This is a genomic window from Fastidiosipila sp. (assembly GCA_012511175.1).
Lineage (GTDB): Bacteria > Bacillota > Clostridia > Saccharofermentanales > DTU023 > UBA4923.
Genome location: JAAZGO010000021.1, coordinates 19,867 through 37,144 on the forward strand (window position 1 = coordinate 19,867; position 17,278 = coordinate 37,144).

A 17,278-nucleotide genomic window follows, 5' to 3' on the forward strand; every position below is an offset into this window, starting at 1 on the left:
ATTGTTTTTACCTGATCAGCTTAAAGGCAGATCAAGCGCTTTGCCGAGGCCATGACCTCCGACAGGGTCTGCATGTTGGAAACAGAACCCACCTCCGGTTCTCCCAGCTCAAAGTAGTTGAGACAGGTGCCGCAGGACAGAAGCCGTGTTCCCTTGCATTCCAAGGTTCTCAGATCCTCCAGGACCGTGGAGTCTTTGGTCGTCAGCCGGACCCCCGCATTGATAAAGAGCAGGCAGTCGGGTGTGCGGGGCAGGTCGTCCAGGGTGGCCAGATAGCTTTTGATCAGAATCTGGCCCAGCTCCGGGGATCCCTGTCCCATGGTGTCACTGCTTATCAAAATGACCAGCTCAGTTTCTTTTTTCATCCTGTCGATTCATCCTCCTGGGTGGTAATGGGGTGTGGCAGATAGATGATCCGTTTGCCCTCCAAAGTCTTCTGATAGACCTCGATCCCGCCGATCAGACGGCTTTGGAGGATCCGTAGGGCCTCTTCAAGTTCTTCGGCCTCGACCCTCAGACAAATCCCGCAACCCACATTGATCTGACCGGGCAGGGGCATGACCCGGATCTTCAGTTTGGCGTCCATGAGCAGGCGTTCGGCCCGGATGGCCTGACTGGTGCTGGTGAAGGCAATGAGGTACTCCATCTTAACCGGCAATCCTCCTTAAGGCCTTGATGCCCTGGTCAATCTCCTCTTCCGTATTGAACCGGGAGAAGGAAAAGCGGACCATGCCCTGTTCTTCAGTCTTAAAATGCTGATGGATCAGGGGGGCGCAGTGGGCACCTGCCCGGGTGGCGATTTGGTCCTCTTCCCACAGCCGGAGGGCCAGATCGGATGAATCCATGCCTTCCAGGGTCAGGGATACGACGGCCAGCCGGGCTTTGGAAAAGTCGCCATAGACGGTGATCTTTTCCAGATCCCGGATACCTTCCTGGAACCTTTCGGTTAACCGGCTTTCTCTTTCCTGGATGCTGGCAAGCCCGGTTCGGTTGATGAACTCCACCCCTTTGAGAAGCCCGAAGAGGCCGTGACTGTTCTGGGTGCCCGCCTCAAAGACATCCGGCATGCGGGTGGCCTGATGCCGCTCAAAACTGTCGGTACCGGCGCCCCCCGTCTTGACCAGGGGGAAGGGCCGGTCTTCTGCGGCGATGATGCCGCCTGTCCCCTGGGGGCCAAAAAGGCCTTTGTGTCCGGTAAAACAGAAGATGTCGGCCATGTCGGCGGTCACGGGAATGGAACCCAATGTCTGGGCAATATCCAGGATCAAGGTGATGCCGTGCGCACGGCACCAGCTGTAGATGGCTCTTGCGTCATTGATATTGCCGGTCACATTGGAGCCGTGGTTGCAGACCATGAAGCGGGTATTGGGCCGGACCAGGCGGTCCAGGTCGTCCAAGAGCAGATTGCCCTTGTCGTCACAGCCCAGGATCCGGAGGTCACAGCCGGTAAGGTAAAGCGGCCGGAGGACCGAATTGTGATCCGTAACCGTGCTAATGACTGAATCCTGTGATTTGATCAAACTGCGGATGACCAGGTTGAGGCCCTCGGTGGCCGAAGAGGTAAAGGCTACCTGAAGGGGATTGTCCAGGCCGATCAGTTGAGCGATGCCTGCCCGGGCATCGAAGACGGCCCGGCCGGACTCCATGGCGGCGTCGTAAAAGGACCGCCCCGAATTGCCAAAATGATCAATGGCGTACCGGACGGCCTGTCCCACCTCCGGGGGCCGGGTCAGGCTGGTCGCCGCGTTGTCAAAGTAGATCATGGTTCACTCCGGAGTCATTATCGCACGAAACCAATTCTCAGTCCTGTCCTTGACAGCACGGCATAAGGTCGTGTCACGACAGACAGAAACGGGATTGCGTGGATCAGCCTTGAGGTTTTAAGTCCCGCCGAGCAGATTGGCCCCCGTATCTTTATCGAAAAGATGAATGACCTCCGTATCAAAGGTAAAAAAGACCGGTGAACCGTATTGAAAACTGGCCCGGTGCGACCAGCCCTGGTCGGGAATGATTGCCACCAGCGATTTTTCTCCCTTTTTTGCATGAAGGTGAATGGAGCTGCCCATCATTTCGGAGACGTCGACGGTTGCGCTCATGTGCGCCAGGGATTCCTCCGACAAAGCAATGTGTTCGGGGCGGATGCCGAGAATTACTTCGCCTCCCCGTACCTTGCCTTCTTTAAACGCCGCTTGCATTTCATCGCAAAGCGCGATCTCATTGCCGTCGACCGCAATAAAGTATCGACCCTCTTTCTCTTTAAGTGTGACCTCAAAGAAATTCATCTGCGGAGAGCCGATAAAGCCCGCCACAAACAGGTTGGCGGGGTGGTCGAAGACTTCCTGCGGGGTGCCGGTCTGTTGGATCAGACCGTCTTTCATGATCACAATGCGGTCGCCAAGCGTCATGGCCTCAACTTGGTCATGGGTTACGTAGATAAAGGTTGTGTCGACTTTCTGGCGCAGTTTGATGATTTCGGCCCTCATCTGATTTCTGAGTTTGGCATCCAGGTTCGACAAGGGTTCATCCATCAAAAAGACCTGCGGTCTGCGGACAATCGCCCGGCCGATGGCAACCCGCTGGCGTTGGCCGCCTGAAAGAGCTTTCGGTTTCCGTTTCAGATATTCCGCAATGTCCAAGATATCCGCCGCTTCCCGAACAGCCCTGTCGATCTCGTCTTTTGGCAGCCTGCGCAATTTCAGCGCAAAGGCCATGTTGTCATAGACGGTCATGTGGGGATAGAGCGCATAACTCTGGAACACCATGGCGATGTCCCGGTCTTTGGCCGCCACCTCATTGACCAGCCTGTCTCCAATGTACAATTCTCCCGCGGTGATTTCCTCCAGGCCGGCGATCATCCGCAGGGTCGTCGACTTGCCACAACCTGAGGGGCCGACCAGGACAATGAACTCACGGTCTTCGATATCAAGGTTAAAATCCTGGACTGCAATGAAGCCCTTTTCTGTGTATTGAGAATTTTTTTCTCTCCCCTCCGCTGGATCGGCCTTTCGTGCCTTGCGGCCCTCGTCCAGGGGATAAATTTTTTGCACTCCCTTCAAGGTCACTTGCGCCATCTCAACACCCCCTGCCTTTGTCAGTTATTTGATGAAAATCTCTTCTTTTTTTTATTATACGCAATACGGATCCGTAAAGCCGTGATCCAACAGTTTCGTAAGCACAGTCCTTAAAACAGGTGCCGGTTAGCCTGATAAATCTTCTTGAAGGTGACATGATTTTCTTTGTATATTTCCACATTTTCCCAAACAGGGATCACCGGGTCGCCGCTTATCCCGACGATCTCTCCGCAAGCAGTTGCCAGATCGGTGTAGTCGCCATTGGCAATCATGGCGCAAATAGCTGCTCCCAGGCAGGCGGCTTCTGTACTATCTGTCGTGAACACGGGGACATCCAACATATCAGCCAGTATCTGCTTCCACAGACTGCTCTTGGCGCCGCCTCCGCTGACAATCAGGGAATGAGGTTTTCCGCTGACAAAAGGCAGGCACTCGTACGCATCCCAAAGCGAATAGGAAATCCCCTCCAAGACGGCCCGGATCAGATCCTCCCGTGTATGGCCAAGACCCATGCCCCAGAAGATGCCTCTGGCGTCAGGGTTCATGTAAGGGGTCCGCTCACCGCTGATATAGGGCAGAAAAAATAAACCTCTGCTGCCAGCAGGTGACTTGCCGGCCAGTTCATCCGCCTCCTGGAAAACAGTGAGATCGAAACAGTTCCTGAGAGCCCAGTTGAGGGCGAGGCCGGCGTTGAGAACAGCACCCAGATAATACCAACTGCCCGCCTGGGCGTGACAGAAAGTATGGAAGCGGAGTTCCGGATCCGGAGTGGGTGTGGAGGTCGGCACCAGGACTTGTCCTCCTGTTCCCAGAGTCAGAAGGGGCTGATCGTCTTTCAGGACGCCGTTTCCTACAGCCTGCATTGGCTGGTCGCCTCCTCCAAAAACAACAAACGTTTGTTTTTTAAGGCCCAGCTCCCCGGCAGCCGCCGCCGTCAACGTGCCTGCGATGTCACAGGGCCGGTGGCCGGGATCAGGGAGCAATCTGCGGTCAATATCGAATTGCCGGAGCATTTCCTGGCTCCATTCCTCCCTGATCACGTCGTAAAGCAATGTACCGCAGGCATCTGTAGGCTCTGTTCCAATAGCTCCTGTCAGGCGGAAACGCAAATAGTCTTTGGGCAGCAGGACCTGGCGGATCCGCCGGTAGGCTGCCGGATCATTGGCCTGCAGCCAAAGCAGGGAACTCAATTGAAACCCTGCGGCAACCGGGTTTTGCACCAGGTCAGCCAGTTCCAGGGGAGAAAACTGACGGTATACCTGTGCCACCTCCGCTTTGGATCGCTGATCGCACCATATGATTGCCGGACCCAGGAGCCTTAACTTGTCATCCAGAAGCACTGTTCCATGCATCTGGCCCGATAAGCCGATGCCGGCAATGTCATGGCCATCGATACCCGCACCTTTCAGCGCCAGCCTGACGGTCTGGATTAAGGCCCGGTACCAGTCCTCCGGATCCTGTTCAGCGTGCGACGGCAGAGGAGTGTAGATGGGATAGCCTTGGTAGGCACTCTCCCAAATCGCACCCTGCCCGTCTGTCACAATGGTCTTGAGACCCGTTGTGCCCAAGTCGATGCCCAGATAAAAAGGCATGACACCCCTTTCTCAGCCCACAGTAAAACTGGCCGAAGGATTCTGCAGCAACCTGTCGAAAGCAATAACGCTCGCGCCTGCCAGGATGGAATCCATATCGGGCGATGCTGCACGGATCTCCAGCCCGCGGAAAATCTCATCCACCAAATAACGCTTGAGGACCTGAGTAACTGTGTCGAGGAAGAGATCCCTTTCGAAGATGATTTTATCGCCAAAAACCACCGCGTCGGGGCTCATGGTGTTGACCAGGCCGACAACGCCAAAACCCAGGTAGCTGACGGTTTTTTTATAGACATCAAGCGCTGTCGGATCCTTTCCCTTCACTTTCTCGATGAAGTACTCCTCCGTGATCTCTTCCGGTTCCAGCCCTGAGTTCAACGGGTTTCCAATCACATCCCTGTAGTCATTGAGCATGGCTTTCAGGGTGCCATACAGTTCCAGGCAGCCCAAATTGCCGCACTCGCATTTGGGACCGAACACATTGATGCTGGAGTGACCGAATTCCCCAGCGAATCCATCACGGCCCTCGTAGATACTTCCGTTGATTACCATGCCCGCGCCAATGCCCTTGTCAGCTGCAATAAAGATCAGGTTGTCGTGAAACCCTGAACTGCCAAACCAGGTTTCCGCCATGGCGCCGCAAACCGCATCATGTTCGACGAAGGTATCAATGGAGAAGGCCTGCTCAAGTTCCGCCTTCAAGTCCACCTTTTCCCATCCGGGGAACCCGCTCATGAGAACAATCCTGCCTGTCCGCTTGTTATAAGGTCCCGCTACCGCCACCCCGATGCAGATCGGCTTGACGTCACTGGCATGGATCATCCCGTTGACGGTGTCGAGCATTCGGGCCATGGCGGCATCCACCCCCTCGACCGCCTTGACGGGAATCCATCTGTAGTCATACTGTCTGCCGGACATATCAAAGAGCGCGCAGGCGATGTAGTCGCGGTTGACCCGGATGGAAATGCTACGGTATTTCGCACCCTGGAGCTCAAGCCGGCGCGGCCTGCGGCCTTTTTCCGTCGCGATCCCTTCTTCTTCGGAGACCATTCCCCATTCAAGGAGCTGTGCGATATGTTTGCCCACGGACGCCTGGGTCAGTCCCGTTTTTTTTGCCAGCCAGACTCTTGTGCAGGAGCGGTTCCTGACAAGGTAATGCAGGATTAACGATAAGTTATTCTGCTTCTGCACAAATTGATTGACGCCGTGTTTCAGTTTAATTTGCCTTTCTCTCGCATGTGACATTATTAAAAGCTTTTGAATATAACTCGTCTGTTTAGGATATTATCATGCCATTGGGCCACAAAGTCAATCGTGCAGCGCTCTGGCTTCTCTTTTATCTCCTTGATATCGGTCATTCTGCACAAAATTCTGTTGACATTTCCCCTGTCCGGTTCTATAATCCTTGCAGACTTATGGCTGAAGGTGGAGGCAAAACCCTGCTTTAGTAAACGAAGTTTATTTTCTAGGAGACGATTAGCGAATGAAGTTCAACATGCTCAACACCATCAAAGGTTCTTTGATGGAGAATTTTTATCCATCAGGCTGGGATCTGCAGAAGATCCGTGCCTGCCTTGGGACATCACCCGAGGAAGCCATGCTGAGACAACCCTTCTGGCATCCGGACTTTCAGGTGGATTCTTGCGAAGACAGACCTGAATTTTACGTGAAGCTCGGATTTGAAATCGCCTCACAGATCAAAAGGGCCAGGGAGGAGAAGACCAAACTGGCTTTAGTTTTGCCTGTGGGGCCCATGGAACAGTACAACTGGGTGGTGTATTTCCTCAAATACTGGAATGTGTGCTGCGACCATCTTTATTGCTTCAGCATGGATGAATGGACCGATGATCAGGGCAACTCGACTCCCGGTGATGAGATCGGATCTTTTCAATTCGCCATGGAACGCGGTTTTTTTGGCAAGCTCGGCCAGCTGACGGTCCCCCGCGATCAAAGATTTTTCGCGACCAGGGAACTCTTGCCCTTCTACCGGGATAAGATTGATGCCATCAAAGCGGACGGCGGCAAGTTGATCACCGTGTACGGAGTCGGACGCGATTTTCATGTTGCTTTTTGGGAACCGCATTTCGGCGATGATTATGATTCCGATGAAGAGTGGCGCCAGGCTACTCATCGAATCGCAGCCCAGCTTCATCCCTTATCCATCGAGCAGAATGCCATTTTGAGTTATAAAAGTGACTTTACCAGCGTACCCTGCCGGGCAAACACCATTGGTCCGGGGATTTTTTTGGAAAGTGATTACTGCATTGGGGGTGTGGACGCTATCTTCGACTACGGAGCCGCCACCGCCGGTGTGTCTTTGTGGTGCACGTTGCGCCATGGGCCTTCCAGGTGGATTCCTTCGTCCTACATGCCCACTTTGCCGGGCAAGTTCTTTTTTGTCGAGCAGCTGGCCGAGAAGATTGTCGTCAGCGAGCACTGAATGGTTGGAACGGCGATAAACGCGCCGATGGAAATGAGAGAAAAAACCTAAGGAGGAAAGAAGAATGAAAAGAATACGGATCGTGATGAGCTTCATCCTGGTGATGGTCATGCTCTTCACTTTTACCGCATGTGCCAAACCCGGGCCTGCAGGTGGTGAGATCACTCTGAACGCCCTGTTCATGAAACAGGCAGGTTACAGTGAAGATGAAGTTACAGCGATGACAGATGAATTCATGGCTGCCAATTCTAATATCAAGATCAACCTGACTTTCGTCGCCTATGAAGAATTGGAACCCAAAATTCTTGCGTCTGCTGAAAGCGGTGGCTACGACGTGGTCCTGGGCGATTGTATCTGGCCTCCCGCCTTTGCCGAAGCCAAGCTGGTCCTCGACGTGACTGACAAGGTCGAGAAACTCGACCTGGACGACATCTATGAGGGCGCTCTGGACTCCTGCAAGTATGAAGGCAAGTACTACGGTCTTCCCTGGCTGAACGATGTTCAGTACCTCTTCTACAACGAAGCCATGCTCGAGCAGGTTGGAATCAGCAAGCCGCCCGCCTCCTGGTCGGAGATGTTTGAGTTTGCGCAAAAGATCAAGGATGCCGGCATCGTGGAGTACCCGGTTGTTTCCAGCTGGGCGCAGGCAGAATGCATGATCACAGCCTTCACCGTTATCGCGGGTGTTCATGGAGGAGCCTTCGTTGACGCCAGCAACAACCCGACCATCAACAGCGCTGAAAATCTGACCGCTCTCGAATTCTGGGTTGAGAGCTTGAACAATGGACTTATCAACCCCACATCGATTGAAATGATTGAAGACGACGTGCTTAACACCTTCTGTGCGGGGAATGCCGCTTTCGCAGTCAACTGGACCTACATGAACAGCGTGATGAACGACCCCGAACAGTCGGCGGTTGCCGGCCAGTGCAAGATTGCCATCATTCCCGGCGAGGGAGATATCGTCAGCGCAACGGTCAATGGCGGGATGCCCCTCATGATCACAACGGGCTGTAAACATCCTGACGAAGCCTGGGAATACATGCTCTATCTGTCGTCAAAGGATGTTCAGGCCAAATACTGCGCCAATGCCCTGCCTATCTGGAAATCCCTGTATACTGACAGCAGGGTCATTGAAACGGCTGGCGCGGATCTGGTTGAGGCTTCGGGAACCCAGTTCCAGTATATCGAGAACCGTCCCATGGTACCCTATTACAGTGAACTGTCTACCTTCATGCAGGCAGAACTGCAAAGGGCGCTGCTGGGCAACGTCAGCGCCAAGGACGCACTTGACAACATGCAGCAAAAGGCACTTGATCTTGCTGCCAAATAGGGTTTGCTTGTAACCGACTTGCCGGGGCAAGCCTTCGAACTTGCCCCGGCTGCTTCGCGTTTCATGATTGACGGAGGCTGGATTGAAACGAAGACGGGAAGAACAACGATACGCCTGGACTCTTATCTCTCCCGCCATGGTTGTGGTTTTCGGGGTTATCATTGCGCCTCTCTTCGCCACCCTGGTGTACAGTCTGGTACACTCCGACCTCATGAGTTCTCAGTACGGAGAGTTTGCCGGACTGCACTTCTATCTAAGTGCCTTGTCTTCCAGGGAGTTCTGGGCTGATCTTTGGCGCACCCTTGACTTTACCGTCGTTTCCATCGTCCTGGAGATAACCTTTGGACTGCTTATCGCCTTACTCCTCAACGAGCGTTTCCCCGGTGTCAGATTCCTTCGATCCATCATCATTATCCCCTGGGCTCTGCCAACGGTGGTCAGCGGCAGCCTGTGGAAACTGATTTTCCACGGTGAATACGGGGTGCTGAACGAAATTTTGCTGCGCCTGAAGCTTATCCCGAATTTTCGCAGCTGGCTCGGAAACCCGGTTACCGCCATGCGCACCATCATCATTGCGGATGTGTGGAAGATGGCACCACTCTCCGTGATTTTTTTTCTTGCCGCCCTGCAGAGCTCCAACAAGGATATTCACGAGGCTGCCATGGTGGACGGGGCCAATGTATTTCAGCGGTTCTTCAAGCTGACGCTCCCCGACTTGATGCCGACCATTATCATTGTGGCTGTGATGCGCACGGTCGATAAGTTCAAATCTTTCGACCTCTTCTATCTGATGACCCGGGGAGGCCCGTCCAACGCAACCCGCACGCTTATGTACGACGCTTATTTGAAAGCTTTCAAGCATCTGAATTTCTCGCAGGCAGCTACCTACTCCTACCTGATTGCTCTTTTTGTTGCCCTGATGACACTTGCCTACGTAAAAATGATGAGAAGGGGCCGTGAAACCATATGAGTGAGGATCTTCCATAATGTCCAAGAGGAAAACCCGTCATAAGATCATGTGTTTCATGTTCGGCGTCCTGGTCGCTGCTTTGGTTTTGGCTCCCATTATCTGGATGTTTTTCACCAGCATTATGTACCTGAAGGATTTGACCGCGCACCCGATTCGTCTGATACCAAGAGATATCACCTTCTACCGCTACCAGCAGATCTTTCAGAGCAAAAGAACCAGCGACGCGGCTTATGTGTTCAGGCGGGCCTTGTATAACAGCACCATCGTCGCCGCCTTTGTCACCGTTCTCTCGCTGATCATCGGCACCTTGTCGGCGTACTCATTTGCCCGCCTCAATTTCAAGGGTCGGAGCAGTCTCATGCTTCTGGCCCTGTTTACCTACATGCTACCGCCAGTCGCCCTGGTTATCCCCATGTACAAGATGTTCAATAACTGGGGGATTCTGGACTCCCGGTTCGGCCTGATCATCCTCTACCTCTCCTTCACGATCCCTTTCATCATCTGGGTCATGCAGGGGTTCTTCGGGAGTATCCCCAAGACTTACGAGGAAGCAGCCGAGATCGATGGTGCGTCCCGGTTGCAGACCCTGCTTTATGTCTTCGCGCCCATGGCAAGGCCGGGCGCCATCGCGACAGGCATCCTGGCTTTTCTCATGAGTTGGGACGAATTCTTTTATGCGCTCGTCTTCACTTCCAGCCTTTCTTCAAAGACAATCACCGTCGCAATCGCCGAATTCAACGGCAAGTTCACAATCGACTACGGGATGATCTCCGCGGCCGGCATCATCGGCGCCTTGATCCCAGTCGTCATCACTTTGGCCTTCCAAAAATACATTGTCATGGGAATGACCACAGGCGGGATCAAGGGCTAGATCACGCGATCTTATGGACCCTTGAACAGGAGTCTTCCAGGTTCAGCGAATCAATCTTCCCGGATTTCTCTACGGGCTTTCTAGCCAAAACTCTCGTTGGAAATCTCCACCTTTACGCCGTCAAAACAGGTCAGTGAAGGTACCAGGATGGCGTAGGGCTCCCGCCCGTAATAATGGGAGGAGCTGCCGTAGGGCACCGTGTGTTTTGACATCCACTGGAGCTTGTCGCCAAAAAGTTCCTTCATCTTTTCTGTGAAACGGACATTGTAGGGCAGCTGGATGGAGCCGTCCTTTTTCAAAAGGAGGGCGCCGAAGCGGGATATCGCTGTCAGCTGCCCCTCGCTGGGATTGACCGCGTTCATGTAGTGCATGAAAGGCACGTAAAGGATATCCTCTTCACGGGGCATTTGAGCCAGCTCCTGAATGGTTTTGACTTCTTCCGTCCCTCCCTGGACCAGAATCGACAGGTTATTGACATCGTGGCCGGTCGCTTCCTCTTGGAATTCGTCTGCTGACTGCTGATCCCAGATGAAGCCCGTCAGTTTTCCCTGGTCAATGATTTTGCGTCTGTCTCTTGTCCTGCCATAAAAATCGACCGGCATGGCAAAGGTTTCCTTGAGCGAAGGATCCTCCGTCAGGGTAAAAAGGGAGGACATGACCCTTTTCCCCACATCGGTTTCCCTGAACATGGAAAAACCGCGCTTCATCATGCCGCCCTGGTAACCCAGATAGCCCAGGTAGCCAAGGTATTCGGCAACAGCGGCGGGACCCATGACCACCTTGCAGGGGCCTTCGGGGATCCGGGTCTCCTCTTGAGTCTGGTAAAGCTTTGAAAGCCATGAGAGCCGGTCATGGAGGGCCCGAGCGTCCAGGTCGTTCTTTTTATAGACGAACTGCTCGGCATTGATTTCCCATTTTCTTTTTTCCGAGGCCAGAACCAGGGTGATGCCGATATCGCTGGCCCGCCAGTAGACCACCTCCGGCGTGGCCGTCGAGATGGCGGCCGTTACGGCAGAACCGGATGAGAAATTGCCTGACAGGAGGATGTCATCGCTTTCCAGGCCCTGGGTCGCCTGATTGACAAAATCCACGACCTCACGGCTGGTCAGCTGTTCGACGGCCGGGTCATAGCTGGCCTCGGAGATGGAGGTCTTCTGGATATTTGGCAGGCTGGGCTGGTAGGACAGTTTCGAGGCAAAGGGCAGCATGCGGATGGCTTTGTCCACGGTGGCCCGCATGGCCTCAAGGTCCTCCTCGTCAGCCGTCAGGCTGGCGGAGGCCTGTTGGTGGTCTCCGATGGCCATGACCTCCAGTCGGGTAATGGCTTCGTGGGAATTGAGCGAGACGGCCGAGTTGGCATAGCGGACCATGCGGCTGTCTTCCGAGCTCCACCTGATCTGGACCCGGGCGCCCTGCTTGAGTGCGTGTTCTCTTAATTCTCTCAGTTTTTCTATGACAGCTTCAGGTCTCATCCTAGTCACCTACCTTCACATGGTCAAAACGGCAGACGGGGACGCCGTGCCCCAGCTGCATGACCTGGCCGGGAACCCCTTTGCCGCAGTTGTCCACGTACTGGACCTGCCAGGTCGACTCATCGCCAACGGCGGAGAGCGAGCGGTAAAATTCAAGGGTCATGCCGCTGTAGGAGCAGTTTTTCAAAACATGCTTCTGCTCCCCGTCCTCAATCAGCCAGCCGATGTCGGTGGCAAAATGGAACTGCTCGCGGTTGGAGCCGATGGACCAGCTCTTGTCACCGGAAAGGAGCAGGCCTTTTTCCGTTCCCTTGATAATGTCTTCCAGGCTGCCGTCCTCTCCCGGATCGATGTTGATGTTGGTCATGCGCTCCAGAGGCACCCGGTTGAAGTCGCAGGCCCGGCAAGCACCGCCGGAGCTGTCAAATAGCTGCCGGCCGGCCTTGTCATTGGCCTCGGTCACCATCTGCCTGGAGGTCAGGGCCCCCACCAGGATGCCCTGATCAATCAGCATGCGGTTCTGGGCCGGAACGCCGTCATCGTCATAGCCAAAGCTGCCGGGCGAGTTGATCAGGGTGGCGTCGGCCCGGGCGTTGAGTTTCTTGGAACCGTACTGCAGCTTTCCAAAATCTTCCAGCCTGACAAAAGATCCTCCGGCGTAGGAGAGCTCATAGCCCAGAATCCGGTCCAGCTCCAGGGGGTGCCCGATGGTCTCGTGAACCTGCAGGTACATCATGTCGGGCAAGAGGATGACTGACAGGCGGTCTTTGGGGCAAGCCGGCGCTGTCAGGAGTTGATTCATCTCCCTGACGATCCGCTCCGCTTCACCCTGCCAGTGGTCACGGTCCATGGTCTCCCAGCCCCGGCTGGGGCCGAGTCTTGGCGGCAGGTATTTTCGCTCCTGCTGGACCCCGTCCGCGTCCATGGCGGCCACCTGGATGCTGGGAAAGATGTCGATAATCCGCTTTTCGATCTCAGCCCCTTCAGAGTCATAATAGTGAACTGTCCTTTTTGAAGTGCTGATCATGACCCGCCGCTGCTGGACGCCCGGCTGGTCAATGAAACCATCCAGTTCTTTCATCAGGGCCAGTTTGTCTTCCAGCGGGATCTCAAAGGGATCGGTCTGGCAGGGGCTGTCAAAGCAGCCCTTAACCGCCTCCTTGTCGGCCAGGCGGATGGGCCGTTTAAGGCGGCCGGCGGCCGCCCGGGCATTTTCCAGTGCCCGGTCAAAAGTGGCCTGGATGTCGTTCAGGCTGGACGAGGCGGCAAAGCCCCAGGCACCGTCTGCCAGCACACGGACGCCAAATCCGCTTGTTTCGGAACGGTTAAACGCCAAAAGGTTGCCGTTCCACATGAGGAGGAAGTCCTCCTCTTCCTTGGGGTAATAGCGGACATCGGCGTAGGAGGCGCCTTGGTCCGTCAACCGTCTGATCTGGTTTTTCCAGTCAAGAGTCATCGGTTTGCTCCTTTGTTTGCGTGTCTTGTTGACAAACGCGAGGCCTGTTTCATCCTGTCAAGTGTAACAAAACCGACCCCGGCTCTCAATGGAAGCACAAGGGCTTCGTGCTATACTTTTGCCTATGCAGGGGTGTGCCGAAAAGCAGCCGCAGCGGTGGAAGGGAATCAGCGCGGCATTTTTGAGCGGCCAGGCCGTTTCCATCCTGGGTTCTGGCCTGGTTCAGTTCGCCATCATCTGGTTTGTCACCATGCGGGCCAACTCCGGCACCGCCCTCATGATCATCACCTTGACCTCTTTCATCCCCCAGCTGGTCATCGCCCCTTTCGCAGGCGTCTGGGCCGACCGGCACGACCGGCGCTGGCTGATCATCCTTTCGGATTCGGGCATCGCCCTGGTGACCCTGGCCACCGCTATCTTTTTCCTTCTGGGCTACGATCGGGTCTGGATGATTTACATCGCGGCCGCCATCCGGTCCCTGGGCGGCGGCATCCAGAGCCCCGCCATTAAAGCCCTGATTCCACAGATCACGCCGCACAAGGAACTGGTACGGATCAACGGGCTTTACAGTACCCTGGACAATGTCGTTTTACTGCTGTCGCCTGTCCTGGGCGGCGCGCTCATCACCCTCTTTCCCGTCTGGATCGTCTTCATGGTCGACGTGGCGACCGCCGCCATCGCTGTCTCCATCATGCTGGGTCTGCCCGTCCCCCATCAGCGGACCGGCATTATCACGACGGCGACCGGCCGCCGGCCCCGCCTGAAGCCGGGAACCACCTGGGGTTTCCCGACACCGGAGGAACTGGAAATTGCGGCCGCCGGGGAGGACCTGGAAGACGTCTCTTTGCCGCATGAACCGGTCACCCGCCAATTCCGCAGGGGTTTCGCCTATGTCGGGACCAACCCGGTCATCCGCAACCTCATGATCATTTATGCCCTCTTCATGGTGCTGCTGTCCCCCATCGCCACCCTCTTCCCCCTCTTCATCAGGCGCCACTTCGACGCCCAGGTCTGGCGGGTCTCTGCTGCCCAGACGGCTGTCTTCACCGGCATGGCCGCTGGGGGCCTGGCCGTATCGCTCAAGGGCCAGTTTAAAAGCAAACTCAACACCATCCGCATGTCGGGCTTGCTGGTAGCGGCGGGAACCCTGGGCCTGGCCTGCTTCGGCCTGGTCGACTCCCCTCTCTTTGTTCTCTTCATCGCCCTGGCCTTCTTGTTGGGCATCATCGTGCCCTTCTACACGACAGCTGTCACCACTTTTTTCCAGGAGCAGGTGGAGCGGGCCTACCACGGCCGCGTCTTTTCACTGCTTTACATGGTCGGCTCCGCAGCCATCCCCCTGGGCGCCGCCATTTTCGGCCCCCTGGCCGACCTCTTCCCCATCGCCTATCTGCTTTTGTTCACCTCAGCCGCCCAGCTTCTGATCCTGATCTTCTCCTGGAAAGCAGTTCCCAAGGGCTTCCGGGAGTAGTTTTGGGTTCGGGCGTTTTTTCCGGCGTAATTTGCTATACTATCGCCTGGATCGACAAATTTCAATTTGTGATTTTGAATCAGGAGGATAAATAAAGATGACAGAACTATGGATTGAGGCCGTAAAGGCAAGAGAAATCCTGGACTCCCGCGGCAATCCGACCGTTGAGGCGGAAGTCTATACCGTAGACGGCTCCATGGGCCGCGCGGCCGTGCCCTCGGGCGCGTCGACCGGCGCCTACGAGGCCGTTGAACTCCGTGACGGCGACAAGGAACGCTACCTTGGAAAGGGCGTTCAAAAGGCCGTGGACAACATCAATTTCACCATTGCTCCCGAGGTCATTGGCATGAATGTCTTTGACCAGGTTGAAATCGACCGGGTCATGATCGAGCTGGACGGAACAGACAACAAGGCAAACCTCGGAGCCAACGCCATTCTGGCCGTTTCCCTGGCCTGTGCCAAGGCAGCGGCAGCGGCCCTTGACCTGCCCCTTTGGCAGTATCTCGGCGGCCTTCGGGCCCATGTCCTGCCCGTCCCCATGATGAACCTGATCAATGGCGGCAAGCACGCTGACAACAACGTCAACCTGCAGGAGTTCATGATCATGCCGGTCGGCGCCCCCTCTTTCAAGGAAGCCCTCCGCTGGTCAGCTGAAGTTTTCCACACCCTCAAGGGTCTCTTGAAAAAAGAAGGCTACGCGACGGCCGTGGGTGATGAGGGCGGATTTGCGCCCAACCTGAAAAGCGACGAGGAAGCCATCCAGTGGCTGATCCGCGGCATCGAGGCCGCAGGCTACAAGCCGGGCGACGATTTCTTTATCGCCATGGATCCCGCCTGTACCGAGCTCTGGGAAGAAGCCAAGGCTCAGGGCAAGGAAGGCTACCTCTTCTGGAAGACTGGCGAGTTCAAGACCTCGGACGAGATGGTCGACTACTACGAGATGCTGGCCGACAAGTACCCCATCATTTCACTTGAGGACGGCTTGGCAGAAGATGACTGGGAAGGCTGGAAAAAACTGAATGACCGCATCGGCGACCGCGTCCAGCTGGTGGGCGATGACCTCTTCGTCACCAATACCGAGCGGCTGGCCCGCGGCCTGGAAGAGGATGCCGCCAGCTCCATCCTGATCAAGCTCAACCAGATCGGCACCCTGACAGAGACCTTTGATGCCATTGACATGGCTCAAAGCAGCGGCTGGACAGCCGTGGTCTCTCACCGCTCCGGCGAAACGGAAGACGTTTCCATCGCCGACATCGTAGTCGCCATGGGCGCCGGCCAGATCAAGACCGGAGCGCCATCGAGAACCGACCGGGTCGCCAAGTACAACCAACTCCTCCGTATCGAGGAAGAGCTGGGAGAAGCCGCTGTTTATGCCGGCTGGGGGGCCTTCCACCTGGACCGCTGAACAAAATTGTTTTCGCGCCTCTGAGCCGCTCTCCCGGGAGCGGCTCTTTTTTTACAGGGTCTGCGTTGCCCGGGTCACCGTGATGATAAGAACGGCCCGTGCCCAGGGAAAGGAATCCTTGATTTTCTCGTAATCTGGGCCTTCCGCGCGAACCTCCCCGTTTCCGGTAAGCAGGAATCCAGTGCCCCTGTAGGTCAGGCCCTGAACCTCCCGGTTGGAGATGGAGAGCTTGACTGTGCTGTCCACGGCCAGGTTTCGCTCGGTTTCCCGCATCCCTCCCACAGGGAGCAGGAGCCGGTTTCCTTCGATGCGGGCATAGCTGTTCCAGGAGTTGGCCAGATGAGCGCCATCCTCGCCCTGGGTGACCAGAGTCAAGGCGGCGTCAGGCGGGGAACTTAGCACTTCAATCAATTTTTCACTTATCACTTCCATGCCTCTTTCATAAGCCCGTTATGTTTTTTCGATCAGTTCTTCCTGCCTGTAGTCTAACGCTTTCTGCCGGTTTTGTATTGACGAAAAACCCTTCCTTGTATAGTGTGAAGCCATCAGCAAAACTGCTGTCACAACCCATTTTCAAGATTGACGCCTCGCGTCGGGAGGATCGCCATGGCCAGCAGCAACTCTTACCAGGAAGACGGCCGGAACGCCCCGGAAACACCGCCTCCGGGCTACCCCCCGCCACCTCCGGCTTACCCGCCCCCACCGCCCCAGGCTTATCCTCCCCCACCCCCTGGCTGGCAGGGCTACCCCGGCGGTTACTATCCGCCGCCGCAAGCGCCCAAAAAAAAGCTCAGCAGCGCCGCCATTACCGCTATTATTCTGGCCGGCGTCATCGTCTTGGGGGCTGCGGCGGCTGCCGTCTACTATTTTGTGCTGAAAAAAGACAAGGGACCTGAACCCACCTGGCCCACGACAGAGACCCGGCCGCCCAGAACCACGGCGCCCACCGAGACCGAGCCTGTGGAAACCGAGCCGCAGGAGACAGAGCCGGAAGCGGAGTTGTCGGTTTACGCTGAACGGACACGAACCCTTGATCCCTATGAAATCCAGCACCTGGGGGCCAACCCCGTGTATTATTACCAGCACCCGACGCTGGACATTGCCATTGATCTGCGGGGAGAAGAAGAAGCAGCCCGCATGATGTATGTCTTCCCCACGGAAACCGGTTTTACGGTGACCCACCGCCAGGCCATCTCC

General features: G+C 55.7%; 15 protein-coding genes and 1 pseudogene. 7 read left to right on the forward strand and 9 right to left on the reverse strand.

Annotated features, from left to right (window positions below):
* Positions 1-20: 20 nt before the first annotated feature.
* The 6 genes from yedF to GX839_04280 form a co-directional block, all read right to left on the reverse strand.
* Entirely contained in the window at positions 21-365 is a 345-nt protein-coding gene (yedF, locus tag GX839_04255; protein NLB04671.1) for a sulfurtransferase-like selenium metabolism protein YedF, read from the reverse strand.
* Positions 362-646 carry a DUF3343 domain-containing protein gene (locus GX839_04260; protein ID NLB04672.1) on the reverse strand — a complete coding sequence of 95 codons (285 nt, stop codon included), beginning with the start codon at positions 644-646 and terminating at the stop codon, positions 362-364. The genes yedF and GX839_04260 overlap by 4 nt, the downstream gene beginning before the upstream one ends.
* Position 647: 1 nt before the next feature.
* Positions 648-1,763: an aminotransferase class V-fold PLP-dependent enzyme gene (locus tag GX839_04265; protein NLB04673.1), complete on the reverse strand. Its 1,116-nt coding sequence runs from the start codon at positions 1,761-1,763 to the stop codon at positions 648-650.
* Positions 1,764-1,880: 117 nt separating this feature from the next.
* Positions 1,881-3,071 (reverse strand): sn-glycerol-3-phosphate ABC transporter ATP-binding protein UgpC, encoded by a 1,191-nt coding sequence (ugpC, locus tag GX839_04270; protein ID NLB04674.1) that lies wholly within the window; start codon positions 3,069-3,071, stop codon positions 1,881-1,883.
* A gap of 110 nt (positions 3,072-3,181) precedes the next feature.
* Positions 3,182-4,663 (reverse strand): xylulokinase, encoded by a 1,482-nt coding sequence (gene xylB / locus GX839_04275; GenBank protein NLB04675.1) that lies wholly within the window; start codon positions 4,661-4,663, stop codon positions 3,182-3,184.
* Positions 4,664-4,675: 12 nt separating this feature from the next.
* Positions 4,676-5,908, reverse strand: a complete 1,233-nt coding sequence (locus GX839_04280; protein ID NLB04676.1) for an ROK family transcriptional regulator — start codon at positions 5,906-5,908, stop codon at positions 4,676-4,678.
* Between the two features lie 238 nt (positions 5,909-6,146).
* On the opposite strand from GX839_04280, the gene GX839_04285 reads away from it, so the two are divergent.
* From GX839_04285 to GX839_04300, 4 genes are all read left to right on the forward strand, one after another.
* The gene (locus tag GX839_04285) at positions 6,147-7,103 is read left to right on the forward strand and encodes a glucosamine-6-phosphate isomerase (protein NLB04677.1); all 957 of its coding nucleotides are present in this window, start codon (positions 6,147-6,149) and stop codon (positions 7,101-7,103) included.
* Positions 7,104-7,167: 64 nt separating this feature from the next.
* Positions 7,168-8,436 carry an extracellular solute-binding protein gene (locus GX839_04290; protein ID NLB04678.1) on the forward strand — a complete coding sequence of 423 codons (1,269 nt, stop codon included), beginning with the start codon at positions 7,168-7,170 and terminating at the stop codon, positions 8,434-8,436.
* A 136-nt stretch (positions 8,437-8,572) separates the two neighbouring features.
* The gene (locus GX839_04295) at positions 8,573-9,406 is read left to right on the forward strand and encodes a sugar ABC transporter permease (protein ID NLB04679.1); all 834 of its coding nucleotides are present in this window, start codon (positions 8,573-8,575) and stop codon (positions 9,404-9,406) included.
* A gap of 16 nt (positions 9,407-9,422) precedes the next feature.
* Positions 9,423-10,277: a carbohydrate ABC transporter permease gene (locus tag GX839_04300; protein NLB04680.1), complete on the forward strand. Its 855-nt coding sequence runs from the start codon at positions 9,423-9,425 to the stop codon at positions 10,275-10,277.
* A gap of 80 nt (positions 10,278-10,357) precedes the next feature.
* Here GX839_04300 and GX839_04305 read toward each other — a convergent pair whose 3' ends face one another.
* Positions 10,358-11,749: a hypothetical protein gene (locus GX839_04305; protein NLB04681.1), complete on the reverse strand. Its 1,392-nt coding sequence runs from the start codon at positions 11,747-11,749 to the stop codon at positions 10,358-10,360.
* Position 11,750: 1 nt separating this feature from the next.
* Complete coding sequence (locus tag GX839_04310) at positions 11,751-13,205, reverse strand: TldD/PmbA family protein (protein NLB04682.1); 1,455 nt, start codon at positions 13,203-13,205, stop codon at positions 11,751-11,753.
* A gap of 181 nt (positions 13,206-13,386) precedes the next feature.
* Between GX839_04310 and GX839_04315 the strand changes: the two genes are divergently transcribed.
* Together GX839_04315 and eno are read left to right on the forward strand one after the other, a co-directional pair.
* Positions 13,387-14,676 carry an MFS transporter gene (locus tag GX839_04315; GenBank protein NLB04683.1) on the forward strand — a complete coding sequence of 430 codons (1,290 nt, stop codon included), beginning with the start codon at positions 13,387-13,389 and terminating at the stop codon, positions 14,674-14,676.
* A 97-nt stretch (positions 14,677-14,773) separates the two neighbouring features.
* Positions 14,774-16,081 (forward strand): phosphopyruvate hydratase, encoded by a 1,308-nt coding sequence (gene eno, locus GX839_04320; protein NLB04684.1) that lies wholly within the window; start codon positions 14,774-14,776, stop codon positions 16,079-16,081.
* Between the two features lie 51 nt (positions 16,082-16,132).
* Here the strand turns inward: eno and GX839_04325 are convergent, their stop codons facing one another.
* Positions 16,133-16,507 carry an FMN-binding protein gene (locus tag GX839_04325; GenBank protein ID NLB04685.1) on the reverse strand — a complete coding sequence of 125 codons (375 nt, stop codon included), beginning with the start codon at positions 16,505-16,507 and terminating at the stop codon, positions 16,133-16,135.
* 231 nt (positions 16,508-16,738) lie between these two features.
* On the opposite strand from GX839_04325, the pseudogene GX839_04330 reads away from it, so the two are divergent.
* A pseudogene (locus GX839_04330) lies at positions 16,739-16,819 on the forward strand (RDD family protein).
* Positions 16,820-17,278: the final 459 nt, after the last annotated feature.